Origin of the sequence: Giesbergeria sinuosa (assembly GCF_042652905.1) — a bacterium.
GTDB lineage: Bacteria > Pseudomonadota > Gammaproteobacteria > Burkholderiales > Burkholderiaceae_C > Simplicispira > Simplicispira sinuosa.
The window spans coordinates 236,078-259,571 of the sequence record NZ_JBHSHJ010000002.1 but is presented as its reverse complement, the minus strand read 5'-3'; the positions used below and the strand labels follow the sequence as shown (position 1 = coordinate 259,571).

The following is a 23,494-nucleotide window of genomic DNA, read 5'->3' as shown; positions in this document are numbered from 1 at the left end:
ATACCATGTACATCTATCTGCTAACCATTTTATGTGTGATAGGAATTGCTGCTGGGCAGATTCTTTTTAAATTCAGCGCAAGCGCCATTAATGAATCAGGGAGTTTTTTTGACATTAAAACATTGGCTATATTCTTCTCAACAATGGCTCTTTATGGAATTACATCCATAGGTTGGGTACTTATTTTGCGCAAAGCAGAGTTAGGCAAAGTATACCCTTTCATGGCATTAGCATTTATTATCGTTCCTTTGGCTAGTCGCTTTTTCTTTGGGGAACGTTTTGCTCCAATGTATTTTGTAGGAACAGCACTGATTGTTTCTGGAATTGCAGTCACAGTCATGGCATCTCGCTGACTTCAAGAGTGGCGACGAGCATGTTGAATGATCGATCAACCTTCTGGAATTTATTAATTGCAATTTTCTTTGCAATCTTCATTCCAATTACTTTAGCCCAAGCAGAAGAAAAAATTCCGGCTGGAATTTATGGTTACATTGAAACCATTGAACACCAACTTGCAAACCATTCTGTACATATTACAGGTTGGAGTTTTGACTCTAGTACAGAACAAGTCCCTGATAAGTTTCAAATCACAATTGATGACCAACAAGTAGAAATTATTTCATCTACTTCTGTAGTACGCGATGATTTACCAAAATATTTTGGTACAACAAAAGCAAGCCATGCAGGTTTTAATATCGTTGCCCGAGCACCCATCAATTTATTTTCAGCGCATCATCAAGTTAAAGTTACGGCAACATTTCCATCAACATCAGCATTTAATTTACCAATTATTGCTGGGAAATCAGACTCCATTCTTATTTCTAGCCCAGAGATACCCAAGCGACACTGGTTCATTCTTGCTATTTTTCTCATTTCTATAGTTATTTTTCTTTTTTATACAAAATTCAATGTTTTTGAAAATTTAAACACATGGGTTAATAAAAAGAAAAAATCGATCATTTTCTACTCCATTGCCTTTTTTCTTTTGTTAGTTGCCTTTGGAATCAGCGGATCTTCTGTGCAACTTTTGATAGGAGATAGCAAAAGATCTGAACACCCATTTATTTCAGCTCATGATGGCACAAAAAATCTGCTTTTTGCGCCGCGGCCTATACGTTCAGACGAATGGATGGTTGTGACCGCCAATGCACTGGCACAAGTTAACCATCATCCTTCCTTCCCAATTGTGAATAAAAATCTTGGGATTGAAGGTCAAAACATGCTGATTGTAGGAATGACAGGCGTTCCTGTTTGGCATGTATCTGCGTTGGGACGTCCTGCTACGTGGGGCTTCTTTTTCTTACCACTACGCCAAGCATTGAGTTGGTATTGGTTTTTTCCTGTCATAAGTTGTCTTCTGGCCCTATGGTTTTTATTAAATACGGTTGCTCCAGAAAGATCTGGTCGTAATCTTGGTCTTTCGATTTTATTTTGCTTGGCACCTTATGCCGCAGGCTGGTCACATTGGCCGCTTTATGTCGTTTTTTTTCCTACGGCAGCAACCTTTCTATTTATAAAAATACTCAAGACTAATTCTAATTCTTACATATATATCCATAGTGTTTTTCTTGGATTATTGGCGACAGGCTTTGCATTAGTTTTATACCCACCATGGCAAATTACTATTGCATCCTTTTATGCTATATTTTTAATAGCATATATCTTTCAGTATCGAAAAACTTTATACTTCAATAAACATGTTTTTGCAGGCATTAGCATAGCAATACTTATCTGTAGCGGAATACTACTGGCTTGGTGGTTAGATGCGCACGATACAATATCATTAATGCGTGCCACAGTTTACCCAGGACAACGCGCAGCATTACAAGGTGGTGAATTGCCTTGGCACCTTATCTTTCGAGGCTATACAAATTTAGAAACCCTTACAGAATTGAGAAACAGTGCTTGGAATGAAAGTGAATTTAGTTCCTACACATTTCCGCTTATTCCTCTTTTTGCTTTAGCTTCTTATTATCTATTCAAAAAAATAACCATCATAAAATTTGGTTAGGCTGGATAGTTTTCACCTCATTCTTGTTAATTTTTTACTGCACTGGTGTTTCCTCCTGGTTTGCAAAATTAATCTTTTGGCATATGGTTCCTTCTCTAAGGCTAGACTTGGCACTCGGATTGGCTTGCATTATTGGATTAGCATTGATTCCGTCAAGAGACACAGAAATCTCTGGCTCAAATTTTAATATCTACAATTCTATTGCACTCATAGGATTAGCGGTCTTTAGCGTCACTCCAATAATTATTAGCCTATTGGCTACACCTGCATCTTTTTATTCAACATTATCGCCAATTTTATTTATTGCAATAATATTTGCCTCATTATTTATATCTTACTGCATATTGCAAAGAAGAATATCAGAGGCAATTGCACTGAATGTCATCATCTATCTTATCGCAACATGGAACTTCAATCCGTTGTCAGTAGCACCCAATCAAATATCACTAAACCCAGAAATTCAAAATATTACTCAATACTCTTCAGAAGATAAAAAATCATTGAAAAGAGTTTTAATCATAAATCCGGGAGCTACCGAATCAATGGCTTTATTGGCTGCTGGGGTTCCTGTGGTTGGTGGTGTTTTTTATTATCCGCAATTCAAATTTTGGGAACAACTTTCTTCTGAACCAGAAATTATTCAAAAAACCATCAATCGATACCAACACCTTTCCTTCTCGCTAGGCGATGTGCCTAACAATGATGGTCATCATATAAAATCTACTCAGCTTGATGCGGTGCATGTAACAATAGATGTGAAAAACTTTAATTTTGAAAAAACTGGTGCGCAACTGGTTGCTGCTCCAGAAACAATCACAGCTTTACACACACATCCTGCACTTAAAAAAATAATAAACTATCGGGGCTGGAATTGGTTTGATATAAAAACCAATAGCCCCTGATATTTGATCATTTTTCAATAAATCTCAGGCAATTAATTAATTGCCATTTAGCTTTCTACTCATCAATAATAAGCCAAGCAACATGTCATTAAAAGCAAAAAATAATTACATAAAATTATGTTCTTTATTTTTTCTATTGATGATTCCAGCTTTGGTGTTGATGCGACTCGTGCCACCATTTATGTCTCCAGATGAAAATGTTCACATTGCGCGTGCAGACATGTTGGTACATGGAAAAATTCTGTTAGAACCCGCGCCCAAAAATATACCCATTGAAGCAGGCGGATCAGGAGGAGAAATAGATAAAAATTTATTTTTATTTATTTTACAATCGCTGCACCTTAATTTTCCGGAAAATCCAGCTCCAGCACGACTGGCAGAACCATTGAAATTGCAAAACTTAAACTCATTTGAAGATTTACGCTCAATGGGCCAAAAAACTTATTGGTCAGATCAGCAATTATTCTCACCAGCTTCAGGAACTGGATACTATTTTCCTGTTATTTATATACCACATGCTGCCGCTCTATGGCTAGGAAAAAACATGGGGTTGTCATTGATGGCTAGTTATGATTTAGTGCGCATCACAGTTGCAACCATCTGCATCACACTCATTATTTTATCAGCGCAATTACTCACACTGCCACCCATCGCCGTAGGTATTTTATTTACGCCTATGGCATTATTTCAATGGATATCTCCAACCATTGATGGCCTCACGATGGGACTTACTTTGTATGCTATCAGCATATTTTTGGCAGAATTAAAATCTGCACAACCATCATCCCAACGACAAGTTATTTTGGCGATATCTATTTTTATCATATCGACCACGCGAATACACATGCTTCCCATGCTGGCATTACAATTTTATTTGGCATGGCACCATCATTCAAAGAAAACCCTATTGCTTTCAATAGAAAATACAATTTTCAGTCTTGGGTGGATTATTTTTGCTGTCACATCTACAATTGACACGAGAATAAATAGATCCTACTCAACTATAGAAATAGTACGCATTTATATCAATCAACCCATTGAATTTATTCATCTGCTTTATCGAACCTTGAGCAATCAAGATCTTCAAAACTTTTATTTCCAATCATTCATTGGGAAGCTGGGATGGCTTGACGCCCCTATTGATAGCCAACACCTGAAATTTCTGACCCTTGGGTTGGTAGCATTGTTTTTCATTTCTTTGTATTTATCAAAGAATACAAGATTTGAATTCTTCAAGGCAAGAGTTCTTTTGATTATTATATCTCTATCATCCATAATAATTACATTTGCAGCACTTGCGATCACATGGACAAGTTATCCAGCAGATACAATACAAGGTATTCAAGGTCGTTATTTTATATTGCCTATTTTCGTTGCCTGCTGTGCTCTTTGGATTCCAACTACTGACAAATCGTCAGTTCTTAGCCATTATGTTTCAAAAAAACTCTTTGGTATTTACATCTTATACTCAGTCTATGTTACAGGAATCACATTGATACAACACTATCAATTGTCTATTTTCTGATCAAAACATAAAACTTTATGATTCTCTTTAAAAACGTCACTCTACGTCGCAGTACCAAAGTTCTACTAAACGGTGTTCATGCTACTATCAATCCCGGAGAGCATGTCGGTTTAGTGGGCCGTAATGGTGCAGGAAAATCCAGCCTATTTGCACTGCTCAACGGTTCTTTGCACGAAGATGGAGGAGATTTTAGTATTCCACCACACTGGCGCATGGCCCAGGTGGCACAAAATATGCCAGAAACAGAAGAATCGGCCACCGCTTTTGTCGTTGCTGGCGATACCCGTCTGGCCGAAGCCCAATCCAAGCTGGCCGAGGCTGAAATATCGGGTGATGGCATGGCAATTGCCCATGCCTACACCGATCTACACGATGCAGGTGCCCATGATGCTGTATCACGCGCACAAGCATTGATTTTGGGTTTGGGCTTCAAGGTTTCAGAATTAAACCATCCCGTCAATAGCTTTTCTGGGGGCTGGCGGATGCGTCTGCAACTGGCCCGAGCCCTGATGTGCCCTTCCGATTTGCTACTGCTGGATGAGCCAACCAATCACTTGGATCTAGATGCCTTGGTCTGGCTAGAAGCGTGGCTCAAGCGGTATGAAGGCACCATGATCGTCATCAGCCATGACCGCGAATTTTTGGATGCTGTCACCAATGTCACGCTGCACATCGACAGTGCGCAACTCACACGCTATGGTGGCAATTACAGCAAGTTTGAAGAATTGCGTGCCCAGCAACTGGAGTTGCAACAGGCCAGCTACTCTCGCCAACAAGAAAAAATTGCGCATTTACAAAAATTTATCACCCGTTTCAAGGCCAAAGCCACCAAAGCCAAACAGGCCCAAAGCCGAGTAAAAGCACTGGAACGCATGGAAAAAATTGCGCCCGTGCTGGCAGAAGCCGACTTCACCTTTGAATTTAAGGAGCCACTCAATCTACCCAACCCCATGCTGGCCATCACCGATGCCTCGTTTGGCTATCGCACCGAGGATGAACTGGCAACCACCATCCTGCACCATGTCAACCGCAGTGTGCTGGCAGGCCAACGTATCGGTATCTTGGGGGCCAACGGGCAGGGTAAGTCCACCTTGGTAAAAACCATTGCTCGCACCATGCGGCCTCTCACAGGCACGGTGACGGAGGGCAAAGGTCTGTCCATAGGTTACTTCGCCCAGCAAGAGCTGGATGTGCTGCGCTCTCATGAGAATCCACTAGAACACATGATCCGGCTGGCAAAGGAGCTAGGAGCCCAAAGCCAAGAATCCAGCCGCGAACAAGACCTGCGCAATTTTCTGGGCACCTTCAACTTCACCGGTGATATGGTGAAGCAGAGCGTAGGCAGCATGAGCGGCGGTGAAAAAGCCCGATTGGTGCTGGCAATGATTGTTTGGCAACGTCCCAATTTGCTGCTGCTCGATGAGCCCACCAATCATTTGGATTTGGCCACACGCGAGGCATTGTCGATAGCACTCAATGAATTTGAAGGCACTGTCATGTTGGTCAGCCATGACCGGGCTTTGTTACGGTCGGTGTGTGATGAATTCTGGATGGTCGGCCGAGGCGCGGTAGGGCCGTTCGATGGCGACTTGGACGATTACCAGCGTTATCTCTTGGATGAGGCCAAGCGCCAACGTGAACTGGCGAAGCAAGAGCACATTCCCACCATTGCCACCACCAATACAGATCCCGACAATAAAAAAGCCACCGATCCACGCGAACAACGCAAACAAGAAGCCCAGGCTCGACAACAACTTGCCCAGAAGCTGCGTCCTTTCAAACGTGAATTGGAACAGGTAGAGCAGCGCATGGCTGCGTTAGGCACCGAGCGCACTGCGCTAGAAGCACGTCTTAGCCAGCCTCTGGCCCCCACAGACATTGCTGAAGCAGGTCGCTGCCTTAAAAACTGCAACGATGAAATAGAGCGTTTAGAAGAACGCTGGTTGGAATTGTCTGAGCAGATGGAAGCACAGGCCTGAACAGACGAAAAGAGGTGGTATTCAATGGCAATTTTTTTGATGGATGTTGTCAACGCCCGAGACAACCACAACGTTGAATACGCATCACAGACACTTTTGCAGAGTAAACACCATGACCTCCTTCACTGTTTTGACCGTTTGGCCTGAAGACGAACGCGATCGCAAGCGTGCTCCCAGCCGTCTCTGAAGTACGGATCTGGTGTGGCAGGGTGGTTGAGCCTCCTGCAAAAGCTGCCCATAAAAAAACCCCGCGTTGCGGGGTTTTTTGTAGCCAAGTGCCTAAGGCCTATCAGCTCATGTGCAAACCACCGTTGACCGAGAACTCTGCACCTGTAGCGTAGCCGCCTTCTTCCGAGGCCAGCCAAGCAATAATAGAGGCAATCTCGCTAGGTTCACCCAGACGCTTGACGGGCACAGTAGCCACAATCTTTTCTAGCACATCGGGACGAATGGCCTTGACCATGTCCGTGCCGATATAACCGGGGCTGACGGTGTTCACGGTCACGCCCTTGGTAGCCATTTCTTGGGCCAAGGCCATCGAGAAACCATGCATACCGGCTTTGGCTGCCGAGTAGTTGGTCTGACCAGACTGGCCCTTTTCACCGTTGACCGACGAAATATTGATGATACGGCCCCAGCCCTTTTCTACCATGTCAGCCACCACTTGTTTGGTGGCGTTGAACATGCTGTTCAGGTTGGTTTCGATCACCGCATCCCAGTCTTCGCGGGTCATCTTCAAGAACATGCGGTCACGGGTAATACCAGCGTTATTGACCAACACATCAATGCTGCCATGTTCAGCCTTGGCCTTGGTAAAGGCTTCCACTGTGGAATCCCAGTCACCTACATTGCCCACCGAGGCGTAAAAGGTAAAACCCAGTTCTTTTTGCTCGGCCAGCCATTTGGCATGGTCACGGGTAGGGCCGCAGCCTGCGATCACTTTGAAACCGTCTTTGTGCAGACGCTGACAGATCGCGGTTCCGATGCCACCCATGCCACCAGTGACGTATGCTACTTTTTGACTCATGTTTTCATGCTCCTTGTGAATAATAGTGAACAGGGGTCTCGCCTCCACTCTACCGAATATTTACGACGGTGCAGTGAAGGAAAACACTGTAATGGGATATTTTTTGCACCTCAAACAGGAATAGCGGCCAACGGCAAGGTTTCCCACCCTGGTCGGGCAAACCAATACCCCTGCTGGTAACGCACCCCCACAGAACAAAGGTACTCCGATTCTTGGGCTGTTTCTATGCCTTCGGCCACCATATCAATCTGCAAGCGGGCACAAACCCCAGCAATGCCACACACAATGGCTTGCCGCACAGGGTCTTGATCAATATTGCGAATCAGTTCCATGTCTAGTTTTAAGACATGGGGCTGAAAATGCACCAACATGTTCAAACCCGCATACCCAGCACCAAAATCATCGATGGCCGTGATCAGCCCCTGACGACGGTACTCATCAAAAATAGACTTCAGGTGGGCACCATTGCTCAGTGGCTCCCCCTCAGTGACTTCGAACATCAAGCGATCATGCGGAAAATTGAACTCGGCAGCAGCCTGCATGGTGGCACGAATGCATGTTTCTGCACGATAAACCGCATTGGGTAAAAAGTTGATACTCAAGCGGCAATCAGGCAATCGGGCCACACCTAAACTGGCCGCCAATTGGATGGCCTTGACACGACAAGCTTGATCGAAACGGTAGCGATTGGTGTCATCGACCCACGACAACACAGTGGCCGCCGATTCTCCATTCATGCCACGCACCAGTGCCTCATACGCAAAAGGCCGCTCCAACTCCAAATCCATGATGGGTTGAAAGGCCATCGTGAAATCGAAAGGCAGCAAGCTTTTGTCCTGACAAGCTGCGCAACCCACTGGCACAAACGGTTGTGCAAAGACAGTCTGATTCATACAAAGTCCAGTGTACGCTCCTGTGGCAGACATTACAGGGATTCGAGGGCAAAAATTGCAACAGAACAAAAAAGCCGCGAACAGGTCGCGGCTTGGCAATGGAATGGGCCTGTTAAGCAGGCCCATGCGCCAGCATTAGCGTTCTAGTGCCAGGGCTACGCCCATACCACCGCCAATACACAGCGAAGCAATACCCTTCTTGGCATTGCTACGCTGCATTTCGTGCAACAGCGTCACCAAGATGCGGTTGCCGGACGCGCCAATAGGATGGCCAATCGCGATAGCACCACCGTTCACATTGACCTTGGTTGGGTCAATGCCCAGTTCCTTGTTCACGGCAGCAGCTTGGGCAGCAAAAGCCTCATTCAACTCGAACAAGTCCACATCGGCGGCGCTCCAACCCGCACGCTCGAGTGCCTTACGGGTGGCATAAACTGGGCCCATACCCATGATGGCCGGGTCTAGCCCGCTGGTGCCATATGCGGCAATGCGTGCCAAGGGTGTCAGGCCCAATGCCGCAGCCCGTTTGGCACTCATCACCACCACGGCAGAGGCACCATCATTGATACCGGAGGCATTGCCAGCGGTCACAGTGCCTGCTTTGTCGAAAGCAGGGCGCAAACCAGCGAGCACTTCGGCACTGGTCTTGCGGTTCAGGTACTCATCCACATTAAAGACCAAGGGATCGCCTTTGCGCTGAGGAATGCTCACGCCCACGATTTCATCAGCGAACTTGCCTGCATCTTGTGCGGCGGCGGCTTTTTGCTGGCTGGCCAAGGCCAGGGCATCTTGCATTTCGCGGGTGATACCGTACTGCTTAGCCACATTCTCAGCAGTGATGCCCATGTGGTACTGGTTGTAGACGTCCCACAGGCCATCGACAATCATCGAGTCCTGCATCTTCCAGTCGCCCATGCGCTGACCATCGCGCGAGCCGTTGAGCACATGGGGGCTGGCGCTCATGTTTTCTTGGCCACCAGCGACGATGATGTCACTGTCACCATGGGCAATGGCTTGGGCGGCCAAAATCACCGACTTCAAGCCAGAGCCACATACAGCATTGATGGTCAGGGCTGGGGTTTCCTTGGCAACACCCGCCTTCATCAGTGCTTGACGGGCAGGGTTCTGACCCAAACCAGCGGTCAGCACCTGACCCATGATGACTTCACCCACCTGATCGGGTACAACCTTGGCGCGGGCCAGAGCTTCCTTGATAACGATGCTGCCCAACTCGGTAGCAGCCACCTTGGCCAGCGAGCCACCAAACTTGCCCACCGCAGTACGGGCAGCGGAAACGATAACGATGTCTTCCATGGTTTTGTCCTTGTTGTCAGAGAGGAAAGGAGCCTAGGATCAGGCTTTTTGCTTTACATAGCGGCCTGGGGCAGGTTCAATGACCTTGAACTTAGACCCCTTGCCGTAGCCTTTGGGGGCTGCAATCTGCGCTCCCGCGTGCCCTTGCAGCCAGGTGCTCCAATCGGTCCACCAACTGCCAGGATGTTCTTGTGCGCCTTGGAGCCAATCGTCAAATGCGGTGGGCAATTGATCGTCTTCTCGCGTCCAATAGCTGCGTTTTTTCTTGGCTGGCGGGTTGATCACACCAGCAATGTGCCCAGATGCCCCCATGACAAAGCGTTTGGGGCCAGAGAGGATTTGCGTGCTGGCATAAGCTGCCCCGATAGGCACAATATGGTCTTCACGGGAGCCATAAAGGTACACCGGGATATCAATTGCCCCCAAATCCACCTTCTCTCCGCACACAGTCAGCATGCCGGGTTTTTTGAGGTTGTTCTCTAGGTATGTATTGCGCAGATACCACGCAAAGAACGGCCCTGGCAAGTTTGTGCTGTCACTGTTCCAGTAGAGCAGATCAAAGGCCGGAGGGGTTTCACCTTTCAGGTAATTGCCTACAACGTAGTTCCATACCAAGTCATTGGGACGCAAAAAGCTGAAGGTAGATGCCAACTCCTGCCCTTTGAGCAGACCGCCCTTGCCCATTTGCATTTCGCGGAATTTGACGAAATTTTCGTCAATGAACACGTCCAGAATCCCCGTGTCACTGAAATCCAAAAAGGTGGTCAGCAAGGTCAGGCTGGCCACTGGATCGCGCCCGCGTGCGGCCAACACAGCCAAGGCGGTGCTCAAAATAGTGCCGCCTACGCAAAAGCCCAAGGCGTTGATTTGCTCTGCCCCTGTGATTTGCTGCACAGTGCTGATCGCTTCAATAGCACCGTCTTCAACGTAATCATTCCAGGTTTTTTGCGCCAGTTCGGCATCGGGGTTGCGCCAGCTGACCAAGAAGGTATGGTGGCCCTGCTCTACTGCGTAGCGCACCAAGGAATTGGCCGGCTGCAAATCTAGAATGTAAAACTTGTTGATGCACGGGGGCACCAGCAAAAAAGGCCGTTCGTACACATGGGCGGTGAGCGGTTTGTATTCGATGAGCTGGAACAGCTCGTTCTCAAACACCACGGCACCCTCTGTGGTGGCTACATTGCGCCCCACCTCGAACTGGCTCTCATCTGTCATGGAGACATGGCCTTGGCGCAGATCGTTGAGCAGGTTCTGGATACCTTTGGTCAGACTCTCCCCTTTGGTTTCCACGGCTTTTTGTTGTGCCTCTGCATTCAAGGCCAAGTAGTTGCTGGGGGCCATTGCGGCCACCCATTGCTCCACCGCAAAGCGCACGCGGTTGTGGGTTTTCTCATCGGCCTCTACGGCTTCGGCCAGCTCCATCAGGGTGCGTGCATTGAGCAGGTACATGGCTGCTGAGAATGCCGCCATCGGGTTGGCTTTCCAACTTTCGCCACTAAAGCGACGATCTTGGCCTACGGCCTCGGTTGGGGCTTGCAAACCCTGGTTCCACAAAGCCCGTGCCTCTTCAAGGTACTGCTGTTGCAGTTGCTGGAGTTTTTCTGGAGCGATTTTTAAGGGTACTGCTGGCCCAGGGGTACCTACAGAACCGATTTGCTGCAGGGATCGCAGCACCTGTGCCAGGTTGTCGCCGAAAATCTGCTGAAATTGCTGGGTATTCTGTCCCCAGGATGATTCAGAACTCATTTTTTCTCCTGAAATTGCGGATCACTCGCACGCAGCGACTTTCGCCCCGATTGTTGCTGACCACATGGTTATGGTAACGCCCCTTTTCACTGTTTCTGTCTTGGAGCACAGATGTATCTTGTAGTTATCGCATGGCTTTATGTCACCGTCATGATGGCCGTGGCCGAAGCCACCAGTAGCACGGGCTCGGTATTGGGGGCCATCATCACTTTTGTGCTGTATGGTTTGCTGCCTTTGTCGATTGTGGTTTACATCCTAGGCACACCGGGGCGACGCCGGGCCATCCATGCCAAAGAAATAGCCGAGCGGGCACAGGAAGCTGCGGCACGGGCTGCTGCATCAGACACCACCGTGGCGCCAAACGCACACAGCCATGCGCCCGCTACCGCCGAGGGCGATGGCATCACGGCGATGAGAAAAGAACCTTGATGGGTTGCCCACCGTACACCAAGTGCTGGTGCTGTCGTTGCCACTGATTTGCCGAATCCCCAAGGCTTGCAGACGCTGGCGGGCCAACGCGGCTAAATCAGCCAGATACTTCCCTGGCCTGTCTGTCTGGGGCTGAAAATGCAAGGCGGCCCTGCTGTCATGGGCACAAAAGGCTGCTCGCACCTCCTCCCCTACTTCAAAGGCCAATGGCCCAATGCACGGCCCCAACCAAGCCAAGGTGGATTGCGCCAGCGCCCATCGGTTGGCAGGCGTGGTCTCATGCAGCAAACGGGTGCAAAAGGCATCAAACACTGATTCAAGCACCCCATCGGCCAGCCCCCGCCACCCTGCATGGGCTGCTGCTACAGCACGGCCTTGCAAATCGGTCAATAGCACCGGCAGGCAATCGGCCACCATGATGGTGCATACTTTTGCGGGCATGGTGGCCACACAGGCATCCGCACAGATGCCATCGGATAGCCCGGCATCCAAATCAACGGTGTGCGTACCATGCACTTGGCGCAAGAACACCGCCTGCGCTGCTGGCAAATGGGCTTGCAATGCCGTTTGCAACCGCTTGCGATTGGTGTGCACATCTTCTGGCAAATCCCCCACATGATCGCCTAAGTTCAGGCTATCGTAAGGTGCTGCACTCACCCCCCCAGCACGGCTGGTACACAGTGCCTGCACATGGGCAGGTGCGGGCCAGTCAGGGCATATCCAATCAGGATGAAAGGCAGAAAGAGCAGAAGAAGATGGCATAGTGCCAGTGTACCGACCAAGCATGGCACACTCTACCAACCCAACACATCCCCCTCTTTCACTCCATCTCTGTTGCCATGAGCTATGTCTTTCCTCCTGCCCCAGTCACCAGTGTGCCCGTGCAGGGCAGCCATGATCGTTTTCCGGTACATCGCATTTACTGTGTCGGACGCAATTACGAGGAACATGCCAAAGAGATGGGCTTTACGGGCCGTGAACCACCGTTCTTTTTTCTGAAACCCGCAGATGCTTTGGTAGTGGTAGACGCAGGCAGTACAGGCCATTTGCCCTATCCCAGCCTAACGGGCAATCTGCACCACGAGATAGAACTGGTAGTGGCTATTGGCAAAGGGGGCAGCCATATTGCCGCCAGTGATGCACCAAAGCACATCTTTGGTTATGCCGTGGGACTGGACATGACCCGCCGCGATCTGCAAAACGACATGAAAAAACAAGGCCGTCCTTGGTGCATTGGCAAGGCGTTTGAGCATAGCGCCCCCATTGGCCCCATCACCCCTGTGGATCAGGCCAGTGAGATAGAGCGGGCAGCCATCTGGTTGCAGGTCAATGGCACTGACCGCCAGCGCAGCCAAGTTTCGCGTTTGATTTGGAATATTGCCGAAACCATTGAACATCTCTCTGCGGCATGGGAGTTGCAACCCGGCGATCTGATTTATACCGGCACCCCTGAAGGAGTGGGTGCGGTGGTGCGCGGTGATACGCTCGAAGGGGGCATTGATGGGCTGGGCACACTGCGCCTGCATGTGGTTTGAGTCTGACGCTATGAGCTTTCATCCTCCAATTCGGCACTGCCGTCAATGCGGCGCCCCCGTGATCTACCGCCTCCCAGACGATGGTGACACCCGAGAACGGGCCATCTGCACCACCTGTCAAACCGTACATTACGAAAACCCGCTCAATGTGGTGGGCACAGTGCCGGTGCTAGGAGACCGCGTGCTGTTGTGCAAGCGCAATATTGAGCCACGCAAAGGCAAATGGACATTGCCCGCAGGCTTTATGGAACTTGATGAAACTACGGCCCAAGGGGCCGCCCGCGAAACCCAAGAAGAGGCTGGCGCCGAGTTTGAGATTGGCACCCTGTTCAGTCTGCTCAATGTGCGTCGCGTGGGTCAAGTCCATTTGTTCTACCATGCCACGCTGCTCAGCGATGCCTTTGCCCCAGGTGAAGAAACCATGGAAGCACGTCTGTTTACTGAGGAAGAAATCCCTTGGGACGAGTTGTCGTTTCGCACTGTGCGCGAAACCCTGCTGCGTTATTTTGCCGACCGCCGTGGTGGTGGTCAGTTTGGCATCCACTGCATTGACATCGAATAACCGCTAGGCTACATGGGCACAGGCGGTATGATGCCGCCCGCCTGCGCCAGCAAGCGCCCAAAATCTTCTTCGTTCACTGGGCGCGAGAGCAAGTAGCCCTGAAACTCGTCGCAGCCCTGATAGCGTAGAAAATCAAACTGTGCCTGGTTCTCTACCCCTTCAGCCACCACTGTTTTGCGCAGGCTCTTGCCCAAAGAAATGGCAGCACGGGCAATCATCGCCACTTCTTCCTCGTGTTCAATGCCCGTCACGAGCGAGCGATCAATCTTGATAATGTCCAAAGGAAAACGGCGCAGATAACTCAAGGAAGAGTAGCCTGTGCCAAAGTCATCCATTGCCAAACTTACCCCCAGCGCCTTGAAATCACTGAGCACTGCCACGGCCCGCTCACTGTCTCCCATAAAGACCGATTCTGTGATTTCCAGCTCTACCTGACAGGGCGGTAAATCTGCCTCACGCAGCAAACCAGCCACCTGAGCGACGATATCGTCACTCAAGAACAATTGAGGCGACAGATTGACCGCAATGCACAAAGGTTTCTCGCGTTGAAGATTCCAACGCCGAGCAGCGGCAAAAGCCTGACGCAAAATGATTCGTGTCAGTGGCAGGATCAGGCCCGTCTCTTCCGCCACTGGAATAAAACGGTCTGGTGCTACCGCACCCAATTGCGGATGAACCCAACGGGCCAAGGCTTCCACTCCCACAATACGCCGCCGATGATCTACTTTGGGTTGGTAGTGGACAACAAAGCTCTGACTCTCCAGTGCAGCACGCATGGCCGCTTCTAAATTCAGGCGCTCATCGGCAACGCGATTGAGTTCTCTGGTGAAGAATTGGAAATTGTTCCGGCCTCGGTCTTTGGCAGCATACATAGCCACATCGGCATGTTTGAGCAGGATTTGTGCATCATCGCCATCATTGGGATACATAGCGACGCCCAAACTGGCTCCCACATGGAACTCACGCCCCGACAGCATGATGGGGCGACCTATCTCCTGCAAAATACGCTCTAACAACGAAATCACACTGTTGGTACGGTAGTGGTCATTTATAACGAGCACAAACTCGTCCCCACCCAGTCGGGCCACGGTGTCGGGGCTGCGCAGACAACTGGCCAACCGAGCGGCCACCTCTTTGAGCAGCTCGTCACCTGCCGCATGGCCTAGGCTGTCGTTGATAAACTTGAAATTGTCTAGATCAATAAACACCAGTGCCAAGTAGTAACCCAAGCGAGTGGCACGGGCAATGCCCTGATCAATGCGGTCTCCGAGGAGCACTCGGTTGGGCAATCCGGTGAGCAAATCGTGGTTGGCCTGGCGCTCAAGTTGCTCTTGGTAGTGGCGGCGCTCGGAAATATCTTGCACCGTTCCTTCGTAACAGATGAACTCGCCTTTGGGGCCGAGCACCACATGGGCGTTTTCAGAAATCCAGATGCGGGTGCCATCGCGCCGATAAACTTCGGACTCAAAGTTCAGTACCTGCCCTTGCGCCTGCATCAGGCGGTGAAAAACCTCACGACGCCCTGGCTTGACATACCGCCCTGGCTTGACATACAAACGCCGATCAATGTCGGAGAGGTCGGCCATCAACGCATTGGGCGAATCGTAACCATAGATATGCGCCAGTGCCGGGTTGGCTGCCAGATAGTGCCCATCGCGGGTGGTTTGGAAAATGCCTTCGCTGGCATGCTCAAAAATATGGCGATAGCGCAATTCGGCGTGCTTGAGGGCATCCAGCGTGGCTTGGCGCTCAGTGATGTCTTCAATGAAGCCTTCCACCACCAAAACGCCTTGTTCATCCAAGACACCAATGCCCCGCTCAGAAACATGCCTCAGCTCTCCTGACAGGGTAGTGATACGGTACTGGGCAGAAAAACGCTGTCCCCCTTCTACGGCCTGCTGAATCACTTGGCGCACCCGATCCCGATCTTCGGGATGGGTAATCTGCTCCCAAGAGATCGCATGGTTGCGAAGCAACTGCACAGGGGCGTAGCCAGTCAGTGCTTCACAGCCACGGCTGACAAAAACCATCGTCCAATGTGCATCGTTCAGACAACGATAGGCCATCCCTTCGAGATTGTTGACCAGCGTATCCAAGACACGCGAGCGATTGACGGTTTCAGTAGACAGCAGGCTGGCGCGGCGCATACAAATGGAAGATGGAACTCTCAAAAGGAGGAATTCTGACCGAGAACTCTTTCATCTGAAATGCAATTTCCATGCCTTGCTTGTTGCTTTGCCCACAATCTACTGCGTGTAGCTTGGCACCATGCCTCAGCCCGCATCGGGTTGTCGGGCAGGCGCCGCCTGTTGGAAGGCGTCTAACTCGGCACAAGCTTTGTCAATGGCGGCAATCAGCGGCCAGCGCGATAGGTCGACCTTGAAGCGGCGGGCGCTCTCTACCTGGGGCACCAGATAGACATCCGCCATAGTGGGTGTATGGCCAAAGCTGAAACGGCCTCGGCGCTGATCTTGTGCCAACAAAGCCTCGTAGGCATCAAAGCCCGCACTGATCCAAGTGCCACACCAAGTATTAATGGTGTCTTCATTGGCCCCAAACTGCTTGCGCAAGTATTCTAGGATGCGGCGGTTATTGATAGGGTGGATATCGCAGCCTACGATGGCGGCCAAAGCCCGCACATGGGCACGCTCGTTGGCATTGGTAGGCAACAAAGCTGGGGTAGGATGGGTCTCTTCTAGCCACTCGATGATGGCGGGCGATTGGATCAGCACCTGACCGTCTTCAGTAGCCAGTGCTGGCACCAGCATTTGTGGATTAATGGCCTTGAACTCATCTTGCAAATGTTGTTCCGCCCGCAGATCTACCGGAATATATTGTGCTTGCAGTCCCTTGAGCTGCAGCGCAATACGCAAACGGTGGGATGTGCCACTGCGAAAAAAGTTATAGAGCTTCATGTGGTGACGCTTTCAGGTGTGGAGAGATAAGGTCTGTCTGTGTGGCAGAGGTGGTGGGTGGCACTTCCAGCACCTCTGCCGCTGCAATCAATTGCTGGGTGTAGGCGTGTTGGGGCCGGTTCAGTACCTGCTCTAGTGGGCCACTTTCTAACACGGCACCATCTTTCATCACAATGATCTGGTGTGCCATGGCACGGATCACGGCTATGTCATGCGTGATGAGCAAATAACTCAGGCCTTTTTCGCGCTGCAAGCGTTGCAGCAGGCTGAGCACTTGTTGCTGGATAGTGACATCCAGGGCACTGGTAGGTTCATCTAGCACCAAAATGCGGGGTTGCACGATCAGCGCCCGAGCAATGGCCAGCCGTTGGCGCTGGCCGCCAGAGAACTCGTGTGGGTACCGTGCCAATAGCCCAGGAAACTGATATTCATCCAACCCCACTTCAGCCAGCATTTGCTGCACTTGGGCGCGCCGCTGTGCCGCGGTCAGCGTGGGGGCATGTACCCGCAAACCCTCACCGACAATCTCCTCCACCGTCAACCGAGGAGACAAAGAGGAGAACGGGTCTTGAAACACCACTTGTACCTGTTGGCGCAGCCGTTGGTTGGCAGGGGTATTGTGGTTGGCGGGCAATTGCCATGTTTGGCCCGCTAACTCCAGAGCCCCCTGGTACGGTAACAGACCCAAGATAGCCTGTGCCAAGGTTGATTTGCCCGAACCAGACTCTCCGACCACGCCCAGTGTCTGGCCGGGTAACAATTGCTGGGTCACACTCTGCACTGCAATGAATTCGCCACTTTGGAACCAGCCTCGCAACCCTGGCAAGGGTACAGAATAGGCGACCCGCAAATTCTGGGTTTTTAGTACAGGTGGTGTGTGTGTCGTCGTGGCGTGGGCCTCCACGACATCACGGCGGGGCTGACTTGCCATCAAACGACGGGTATAGCTGTGTTCAGGTGCTGCAAACACCGAGGCTACTTCCCCCTGCTCCACCAACACGCCATGTTCCATCACTGCTACCCGATCTGCAAATCGGCGCACCAAATTCAAGTCATGGGTGATCAAGAGGACGGCCATGCCGGTTTGACGCTGTAAATCTGACAGCAAATCAAGCATCTGACCACGCAATGTGACGTCCAGCGCCGTGGTGGGTTCGTCAGCCAACAACAGCAAGGGCTTGCTGGCCAAAGCCATTGCAATCATGGCCCGCTGGCGCTGGCCGCCACTGAGTTGGTGGGCAAACGCATTGGCTCGTCGATCTGGCTCTGGGATACCAGTATGTGCCAACATTTCTACCGCAGCATGCCAAGCCTGCGCACGGCTGAGTGCCTGCTTCAACTCCAATACTTCGGCAACTTGTTGGCCGATAGGAATTAACGGGTTCAGCGCGGTCATGGGTTCTTGAAACACCATGGCAATTTGGCCTCCACGCACAGCACGGATAGCAGGTGCAGGTAGCGTGAGCAAGTTTTGCCCCTGAAACAAGGCTTGACCACTCATGGTGGCCTCTCCGGCCAATTGCAGCAAGCTCAATGCGGTGATGGTTTTGCCAGATCCAGATTCGCCCACCAGTGCCAACTTTTCTCCCGCACCAATGCTAAAACAGACCCGATCAACCACCGTTTTTTGGTCAAATCGCACCGACAGATCACGCACGTCTAACAAGACTGCTGACGCCTCGTTTTTCTGATGGAATTTTTCTTGGTTTTGAATGTTATTTTCTTTCATATCTAAAAATCATGTAAGTAACATTCAATGCAACAAGCTCAATCGGCTTTGCGTGGATCTAGCGCATCGCGCAAAGCATCCCCCATGAAGGTGAGCAACAGCAAAGTAACCACCAGCACAGCAAAGGTAGACAACGAAATCCACCAAGCATCAATATTATTTTTGCCTTGGCTAAGTAGTTCTCCAAGCGAAGGGGTGCCGGGTGGTACCCCCAGACCCAGAAAGTCTAGTGAGGTCAGCGCCAAAATAGCCGCACTCATGCGAAATGGCAAAAATGTAACCACCGGCGTCAAACTATTAGGCAAAATGTGCCGCCAGATAATTTGCCAGTTACTAACCCCCAGTGCCCTGGCCGCCTTCACATAATCAAGCTGTCGATTACGCAAAAACTCCGCTCGCACATAATCCGACAACCCCATCCAACCAAATAAACTTAACAACAGCAACAGCAAACCCACACTGGGCGATAGCACAGCACTGAAAATAATCAGCAGATACAATTCCGGCATGGAGCCCCAAATCTCAATCAAACGCTGGGCAATCAAATCTGTTTTTCCTCCAAAGAACCCTTGAATCGCCCCTGCCACGACTCCTAACACGACTCCCGTCAAAGTCAAAGCCAGTGCAAACAATACACTCACACGAAATCCGTAGAGCAATTGTGCCAATAAATCGCGCCCTCGGTCATCAGTGCCTAACCAATTGAAGTTTGACGGCGCTGCAGGATTGGGGCTCTCAGCAAAATAATTCAGAGTATTGGGGCCATAGGGATTGATGGTATAAATGGCCCAGTTATCACCTTGGGTAATGCGTTCTTTGATGAAAGGATCTAAATAATCAGTGGGCGTAGCAAAATCACCACCAAAGGTGGTTTCTGGATAGTCTTGCAGCATTGGCCAGTAGGTCTGGCCTTGGTAACGCACAAGCAAAGGCCGATCATTGCTAATGATCTCAGCACATAGGCTCATCAACACCAACGTGCAAAAAATGATCAGGCTCCAATAGCCCAGGCGCTGGCGCTGAAAACGACGCCAAGCCCGCCGCGATGGGGACAAAGACACCGAATGCACTTCAGAATTAATCAAACTTGACACGCGGATCTACCCAAACATAACAGAGATCACTGATCAACTTGGTTACCAATCCAATCAGCGTGAACAGATATAAAGTTCCAAGCACCACTGGATAATCACGTCGGATGACACTTTCAAAACTTAACAATCCTAATCCGTCGAGTGAGAACAGTGTTTCTATCAACAAAGATCCGGTAAAAAAAGCCCCAATAAATGCTGCTGGAAACCCAGTCACAATCGGAATCAATGCATTGCGAAAGACATGTTTATACAATACTTGTCGTTCTGATAACCCTTTGGCGCGTGCCGTAAGCACATACTGCTTTCGAATTTCTTCCAAGAAAGCATTTTTGGTTAGCATGGCTGTGACAGCAAAACTTCCTAGCACCATTGCAGTAATAGGCAAAGTAATATGCCAAATATAATCAACGATACGCGCCCCCCAAGACAATTCTTCCCAGTGGGCAGAGGTGAGCCCACGCAGCGGGAACCATTGTAACTGCCCACCAAAAACCACCAACAGTGCCACCCCAAGCACAAAACCCGGAATGGCATAGCCAATCAAAATCAACAAACTGGTGACAAAATCGAAACGCGAACCGGCTCGCACAGCCTTGGCAACACCCAATGGCACGGCCACCAGATAGCTGATAAAAAAAGTCCACAACCCCAAACTGATAGAAACAGGCAACTTTTCTAGAATTAACTGCCAAACCTCTTTATTTTGAAAGAAGCTGCGTCCTAAATCAAAGCGTGCAAACTGGCCCAGCATTTGCACAAATCGTTCATGTGCTGGTTTGTCAAACCCATACAGTGCCTTGATTTGCTCTAAACGCTTGGGATCAACGCCCTGCGCCCCCCGGTACGATAAGCCCCCACCTTCAGCGCCACCACCACTGGCTCCAGCTTTTGCCTCGGCCAAATACTGCTCCACCGGGCCACCCGGCACAAATTGCAGCACCACAAAAGTAAGCAGCAGCACACCCAACAAGGTGGGCAGCATCAGCAAAATACGTTTCAGGATATAGGCAAACACGGTTTAAGGCCTCTTCTGTGTGGGCGCAGGTTTGGCCCACCAAGTGTCCATCACCCACCCCTCGCCACTGGTGTAGGGAGGCACGGTGGCAGGGCGATCCAGCCGCCAAGCGTTGTAGGCCATGCGGTGGGTGGGGGCCGTCCACTGCGGAATCAGAACATGGCTGTGGGCAATAGCCCGCTCTAGTGCATGGCAGGCAGGCAACAATTCAGCTTCGGTTTTGGCCGCTGTCATGGCGGCAATAAAAGCATCTACCGCTGGGTTCTTGATGCCAGCAAAGTTGCCCGAATCCTCGGTGTCAGCGGCTTGACTGCCAAACAGATCGGCAAATTCCTGACCTGGATTGTGCGTGCCCCCATAGGCAATGCTGGTGATGTCAAAGTCAAATTTTTGCAACCGCTGTTGGTACAGCGCAAAATCTACTGAGCGAAAACGCAGCGTAATCCCCAATTTTTCTAAATTGCGCATCCACGGCGCTACTGTGCGCATTCCCCCTTCGTTACTGTCCATGTATTCGAGCACCAGTGCCTGCCCTTGGGCGTTGCGCAAGGCGCCATCGCGCACTTGCCATCCTGCATCTTGGAGCAGTTGTTGGGCACGACGCAAGTTACCACGCAAAGACTGTGGTGCGTCGGTGCGCGGTGGCAGTGTCATCGGGCCAAAAGCAGCGGCAGGCAACTGCGCACGCCAAGGTGCCATCAAGGCCAGCTCGGCCACTGAGGGCTGACCCTCGGTAGCGCAAGCGGTATTGCCAAACAAGCCATTGACACGGGCATAGGAGCTATAAAACATCTGCCGGTTCATCCACTCGAAATCGACCGCCAGCCCCAGTGCCTCACGCACGCGGACATCTTGCAACAACGGACGGCGCGTATTGAGCACATAACTCTGAAAACCCGAGGGCAGCTGGTGGCGAAACTCGCCCTTCACCAGTTCTCCGGTTGCAAAGCGTTTGCCATTGACGCGCCGGGCCCAATCTCCGGCACTGAAAAAGCGCATCAAGTCGAACTCGCCCGCCTTCAATGCTTCTAGCCGTGCGGTAGCGTCTTTGTAGATTTTGACGGTAATACGGTCAAAGTTGGCAGTGCCCCGGCGCACGTTCAAATCTTTGGCCCAATAGTGGGGATCGCGCACGTAGGTGATGTCTTTGCCAAAGCGCACTGGGCCAATTTTGTACGGGCCACTGCCCAGCGGCTCTTGCGTCACGACTTGGTCAAACGGTGTGGGCTTGCCATTGTCGAGCCCCCAATCACGGCTAAACACCGGCAGTCCGCCTACCGTCAAGGGCAACTCTCGGTTGGGCTTTTTGAAGCGATAACGCACTGTGCGCTCGTCCAACACATCTACCCCCAACACGTCCATCAGCATGGTTTTGTAAGCGGGCGAGGTGTGTGGGCCAGTAAGGGTATCAAAGCTGTGCTTCACATCCAGCGCCAGCACCGGCTTGCCGTGGTGAAACCGCGCTTCGGACCGCAAACGAAAAGTAGCACTCAGGCCATCAGGAGCCACATGCACATCTTCGGCCAGCAGACCATAGGCAGTCGCAGTTTCATCGAGTGAACCAGCCAGCAAAGAGTCAAACAACAACTGTGACAAATAGGCTGGCGCACTGCCCTTGATGGTAAAAGGGTTGTATTTGTCAAATGTGGATGCCCGTGAATTACTCACCAAGCGCAACTCGCCGCCTTTGGGCGCTTGTGGATTCACATAGTTAAAGTGGCTAAAACCCGCTGGGTATTGGGGACTGCCCCAGAGCGCATAACCATGCGCCGACCAAGCGGGGAAGGTCACACAGAGCAGAGAAAGAAACAAACAGCGCATGAGACAATTCTGCACCACGTTGTCAGGGTTGCTTTTGCGCGCCCTTTTACTGCATGGCCCGCACACCTTGGCTGCGGCCTTCTTCTACTTTCCTCCAACACTCACTTCCTTCTTTTCACAGGAGAACCATCATGGGTTTTTTGACGGGTAAAAAGCTGCTCATCACTGGCGTATTGTCCAACCGCTCCATTGCCTATGGCATTGCCAAGGCTTGCCATGCTCAAGGTGCCGAACTGGCCTTTAGCTATGTAGGTGAACGCTTCAAAGGCCGGATTACGGAGTTTGCCGCCGAATTTGGGTCTAACCTCGTCTTGGATTGCGATGTGGCCGATGACGCACAAATCGACCAACTTTTTGCTGACCTGGGTGCTGCCTGGGGTAAGTTTGACGGTTTTGTCCACAGCATTGGCTTTGCCCCACGCGAGGCTATTGCCGGAGACTTTTTGGATGGTCTCAACCGCGAAAATTTTCGCATTGCCCACGACATCAGTGCCTATAGCTTTCCAGCCATGGCCAAAGCGGCCCTGCCTTACCTGAATGACAAGTCTGCGCTGCTGACACTGTCCTACTTGGGGGCACTGCGCGCCATTCCCAACTACAACACCATGGGGCTAGCCAAAGCCAGCTTGGAGGCCAGCGTGCGCTTCTTGGCTGAATCGTTGGGGCCACGAGGCATGCGGGTTAATGGTATCAGTGCTGGCCCCATCAAGACATTGGCGGCAAGCGGCATCAAGGATTTTGGCAAGCTATTGGGCACTGTAGCCAATGCCTCACCACTGCGACGCAATATCACTATCGAAGATGTAGGCAATGTCGCAGCCTTTCTGCTGTCGGACTTGGCCGGTGGCGTTACCGCAGAAATCACCTACGTTGATGGTGGCTTTAGCCAAACTGCCGGTATCAGCCGCGACAGTGCAGAACTGGCCTAACTGGCCTAAAAGCCCCTGTGGTTAGGCGGCAGGGCCACAGGTGCCCTGCCCACGCCGCCAGACTTTCT

General features: G+C 50.8%; 20 protein-coding genes. 9 read left to right on the top strand and 11 right to left on the bottom strand.

Annotated elements, in window-relative coordinates:
* Positions 1-5 precede the first annotated feature (5 nt).
* The 5 genes from ACFO6X_RS03835 to ACFO6X_RS03815 all read left to right on the top strand — a co-directional run bounded on the left by ACFO6X_RS03835 (position 6) and on the right by ACFO6X_RS03815 (position 6,417).
* Positions 6-353 carry a DMT family transporter gene (locus ACFO6X_RS03835; RefSeq protein ID WP_382430219.1) on the top strand — a complete coding sequence of 116 codons (348 nt, stop codon included), beginning with the start codon at positions 6-8 and terminating at the stop codon, positions 351-353.
* A 20-nt stretch (positions 354-373) separates the two neighbouring features.
* Positions 374-2,011: a DUF7657 domain-containing protein gene (locus ACFO6X_RS03830; RefSeq protein ID WP_382430217.1), complete on the top strand. Its 1,638-nt coding sequence runs from the start codon at positions 374-376 to the stop codon at positions 2,009-2,011.
* Between the two features lie 23 nt (positions 2,012-2,034).
* Positions 2,035-2,913, top strand: a complete 879-nt coding sequence (locus ACFO6X_RS03825; protein WP_382430215.1) for a DUF7654 domain-containing protein — start codon at positions 2,035-2,037, stop codon at positions 2,911-2,913.
* 139 nt (positions 2,914-3,052) lie between these two features.
* Complete coding sequence (locus tag ACFO6X_RS03820; RefSeq protein WP_382430213.1) at positions 3,053-4,438, top strand: DUF2142 domain-containing protein; 1,386 nt, start codon at positions 3,053-3,055, stop codon at positions 4,436-4,438.
* Positions 4,439-4,455: 17 nt separating this feature from the next.
* Positions 4,456-6,417 carry an ATP-binding cassette domain-containing protein gene (locus ACFO6X_RS03815; protein ID WP_382430211.1) on the top strand — a complete coding sequence of 654 codons (1,962 nt, stop codon included), beginning with the start codon at positions 4,456-4,458 and terminating at the stop codon, positions 6,415-6,417.
* 289 nt (positions 6,418-6,706) lie between these two features.
* Here ACFO6X_RS03815 and phbB read toward each other — a convergent pair whose 3' ends face one another.
* From phbB to ACFO6X_RS03795, 4 genes are all read right to left on the bottom strand, one after another.
* Positions 6,707-7,444: an acetoacetyl-CoA reductase gene (gene phbB / locus ACFO6X_RS03810; protein ID WP_382430209.1), complete on the bottom strand. Its 738-nt coding sequence runs from the start codon at positions 7,442-7,444 to the stop codon at positions 6,707-6,709.
* Positions 7,445-7,554: 110 nt separating this feature from the next.
* Entirely contained in the window at positions 7,555-8,337 is a 783-nt protein-coding gene (locus tag ACFO6X_RS03805) for an EAL domain-containing protein (protein ID WP_382430207.1), read from the bottom strand.
* 135 nt (positions 8,338-8,472) lie between these two features.
* Positions 8,473-9,651 (bottom strand): acetyl-CoA C-acetyltransferase, encoded by a 1,179-nt coding sequence (locus ACFO6X_RS03800; protein WP_382430205.1) that lies wholly within the window; start codon positions 9,649-9,651, stop codon positions 8,473-8,475.
* Positions 9,652-9,690: 39 nt separating this feature from the next.
* Positions 9,691-11,397, bottom strand: coding sequence for a PHA/PHB synthase family protein (locus ACFO6X_RS03795; RefSeq protein WP_382430203.1), 1,707 nt, complete (start codon positions 11,395-11,397; stop codon positions 9,691-9,693).
* Between the two features lie 111 nt (positions 11,398-11,508).
* Here ACFO6X_RS03795 and ACFO6X_RS03790 point away from each other — a divergent pair, with 111 nt between their 5' ends.
* Positions 11,509-11,826 carry a hypothetical protein gene (locus ACFO6X_RS03790; RefSeq protein WP_382430201.1) on the top strand — a complete coding sequence of 106 codons (318 nt, stop codon included), beginning with the start codon at positions 11,509-11,511 and terminating at the stop codon, positions 11,824-11,826.
* Here the strand turns inward: ACFO6X_RS03790 and pgeF are convergent.
* Positions 11,737-12,588, bottom strand: coding sequence for a peptidoglycan editing factor PgeF (gene pgeF / locus ACFO6X_RS03785; RefSeq protein ID WP_382430199.1), 852 nt, complete (start codon positions 12,586-12,588; stop codon positions 11,737-11,739). The two genes, ACFO6X_RS03790 and pgeF, sit on opposite strands and share 90 nt — an antisense overlap.
* Positions 12,589-12,665: 77 nt before the next feature.
* On the opposite strand from pgeF, the gene ACFO6X_RS03780 reads away from it, so the two are divergent.
* Positions 12,666-13,361: a fumarylacetoacetate hydrolase family protein gene (locus ACFO6X_RS03780; protein WP_382430197.1), complete on the top strand. Its 696-nt coding sequence runs from the start codon at positions 12,666-12,668 to the stop codon at positions 13,359-13,361.
* Between the two features lie 10 nt (positions 13,362-13,371).
* Positions 13,372-13,923 (top strand): NUDIX hydrolase, encoded by a 552-nt coding sequence (locus ACFO6X_RS03775; protein WP_382430195.1) that lies wholly within the window; start codon positions 13,372-13,374, stop codon positions 13,921-13,923.
* Between the two features lie 8 nt (positions 13,924-13,931).
* On the opposite strand, the gene ACFO6X_RS03770 is transcribed toward ACFO6X_RS03775, so the two are convergent.
* The 6 genes from ACFO6X_RS03770 to ACFO6X_RS03745 all read right to left on the bottom strand — a co-directional run bounded on the left by ACFO6X_RS03770 (position 13,932) and on the right by ACFO6X_RS03745 (position 22,497).
* Positions 13,932-16,070 carry a putative bifunctional diguanylate cyclase/phosphodiesterase gene (locus ACFO6X_RS03770; RefSeq protein ID WP_382430193.1) on the bottom strand — a complete coding sequence of 713 codons (2,139 nt, stop codon included), beginning with the start codon at positions 16,068-16,070 and terminating at the stop codon, positions 13,932-13,934.
* Positions 16,071-16,196: 126 nt separating this feature from the next.
* Positions 16,197-16,838: a maleylacetoacetate isomerase gene (gene maiA, locus ACFO6X_RS03765; protein WP_382430191.1), complete on the bottom strand. Its 642-nt coding sequence runs from the start codon at positions 16,836-16,838 to the stop codon at positions 16,197-16,199.
* Positions 16,825-18,567, bottom strand: coding sequence for an ABC transporter ATP-binding protein (locus ACFO6X_RS03760; protein WP_382430189.1), 1,743 nt, complete (start codon positions 18,565-18,567; stop codon positions 16,825-16,827). Before ACFO6X_RS03760 ends, maiA begins: the two co-directional genes overlap by 14 nt.
* A gap of 38 nt (positions 18,568-18,605) precedes the next feature.
* Entirely contained in the window at positions 18,606-19,637 is a 1,032-nt protein-coding gene (locus tag ACFO6X_RS03755; RefSeq protein WP_382430510.1) for an ABC transporter permease, read from the bottom strand.
* Positions 19,638-19,644: 7 nt separating this feature from the next.
* Positions 19,645-20,676, bottom strand: coding sequence for a microcin C ABC transporter permease YejB (locus tag ACFO6X_RS03750; protein ID WP_382430187.1), 1,032 nt, complete (start codon positions 20,674-20,676; stop codon positions 19,645-19,647).
* A 3-nt stretch (positions 20,677-20,679) separates the two neighbouring features.
* The gene (locus ACFO6X_RS03745) at positions 20,680-22,497 is read right to left on the bottom strand and encodes an extracellular solute-binding protein (RefSeq protein WP_382430185.1); all 1,818 of its coding nucleotides are present in this window, start codon (positions 22,495-22,497) and stop codon (positions 20,680-20,682) included.
* 131 nt (positions 22,498-22,628) lie between these two features.
* Here ACFO6X_RS03745 and fabI point away from each other — a divergent pair, with 131 nt between their 5' ends.
* Positions 22,629-23,426 (top strand): enoyl-ACP reductase FabI, encoded by a 798-nt coding sequence (gene fabI, locus ACFO6X_RS03740; RefSeq protein WP_382430183.1) that lies wholly within the window; start codon positions 22,629-22,631, stop codon positions 23,424-23,426.
* Positions 23,427-23,494: the final 68 nt, after the last annotated feature.

Bases quoted from the DNA above. Each gene is read 5' to 3' on its own strand.
- ACFO6X_RS03835 (WP_382430219.1), top strand. From the start codon at position 6: ATGTACATCTATCTGCTAACCATTTTATGTGTGATAGGAATTGCTGCT.
- phbB (WP_382430209.1), bottom strand. From the start codon at position 7,444: ATGAGTCAAAAAGTAGCATACGTCACTGGTGGCATGGGTGGCATCGGA.
- ACFO6X_RS03805 (WP_382430207.1), bottom strand. From the start codon at position 8,337: ATGAATCAGACTGTCTTTGCACAACCGTTTGTGCCAGTGGGTTGCGCA.
- ACFO6X_RS03820 (WP_382430213.1), top strand. From the start codon at position 3,053: ATGATTCCAGCTTTGGTGTTGATGCGACTCGTGCCACCATTTATGTCT.
- ACFO6X_RS03780 (WP_382430197.1), top strand. From the start codon at position 12,666: ATGAGCTATGTCTTTCCTCCTGCCCCAGTCACCAGTGTGCCCGTGCAG.
- ACFO6X_RS03795 (WP_382430203.1), bottom strand. From the start codon at position 11,397: ATGAGTTCTGAATCATCCTGGGGACAGAATACCCAGCAATTTCAGCAG.
- ACFO6X_RS03770 (WP_382430193.1), bottom strand. From the start codon at position 16,070: ATGCGCCGCGCCAGCCTGCTGTCTACTGAAACCGTCAATCGCTCGCGT.
- maiA (WP_382430191.1), bottom strand. From the start codon at position 16,838: ATGAAGCTCTATAACTTTTTTCGCAGTGGCACATCCCACCGTTTGCGT.
- ACFO6X_RS03775 (WP_382430195.1), top strand. From the start codon at position 13,372: ATGAGCTTTCATCCTCCAATTCGGCACTGCCGTCAATGCGGCGCCCCC.
- ACFO6X_RS03815 (WP_382430211.1), top strand. From the start codon at position 4,456: ATGATTCTCTTTAAAAACGTCACTCTACGTCGCAGTACCAAAGTTCTA.
- ACFO6X_RS03760 (WP_382430189.1), bottom strand. From the start codon at position 18,567: ATGAAAGAAAATAACATTCAAAACCAAGAAAAATTCCATCAGAAAAAC.
- ACFO6X_RS03790 (WP_382430201.1), top strand. From the start codon at position 11,509: ATGTATCTTGTAGTTATCGCATGGCTTTATGTCACCGTCATGATGGCC.
- ACFO6X_RS03800 (WP_382430205.1), bottom strand. From the start codon at position 9,651: ATGGAAGACATCGTTATCGTTTCCGCTGCCCGTACTGCGGTGGGCAAG.
- fabI (WP_382430183.1), top strand. From the start codon at position 22,629: ATGGGTTTTTTGACGGGTAAAAAGCTGCTCATCACTGGCGTATTGTCC.
- ACFO6X_RS03830 (WP_382430217.1), top strand. From the start codon at position 374: ATGTTGAATGATCGATCAACCTTCTGGAATTTATTAATTGCAATTTTC.
- pgeF (WP_382430199.1), bottom strand. From the start codon at position 12,588: ATGCCATCTTCTTCTGCTCTTTCTGCCTTTCATCCTGATTGGATATGC.
- ACFO6X_RS03745 (WP_382430185.1), bottom strand. From the start codon at position 22,497: ATGCGCTGTTTGTTTCTTTCTCTGCTCTGTGTGACCTTCCCCGCTTGG.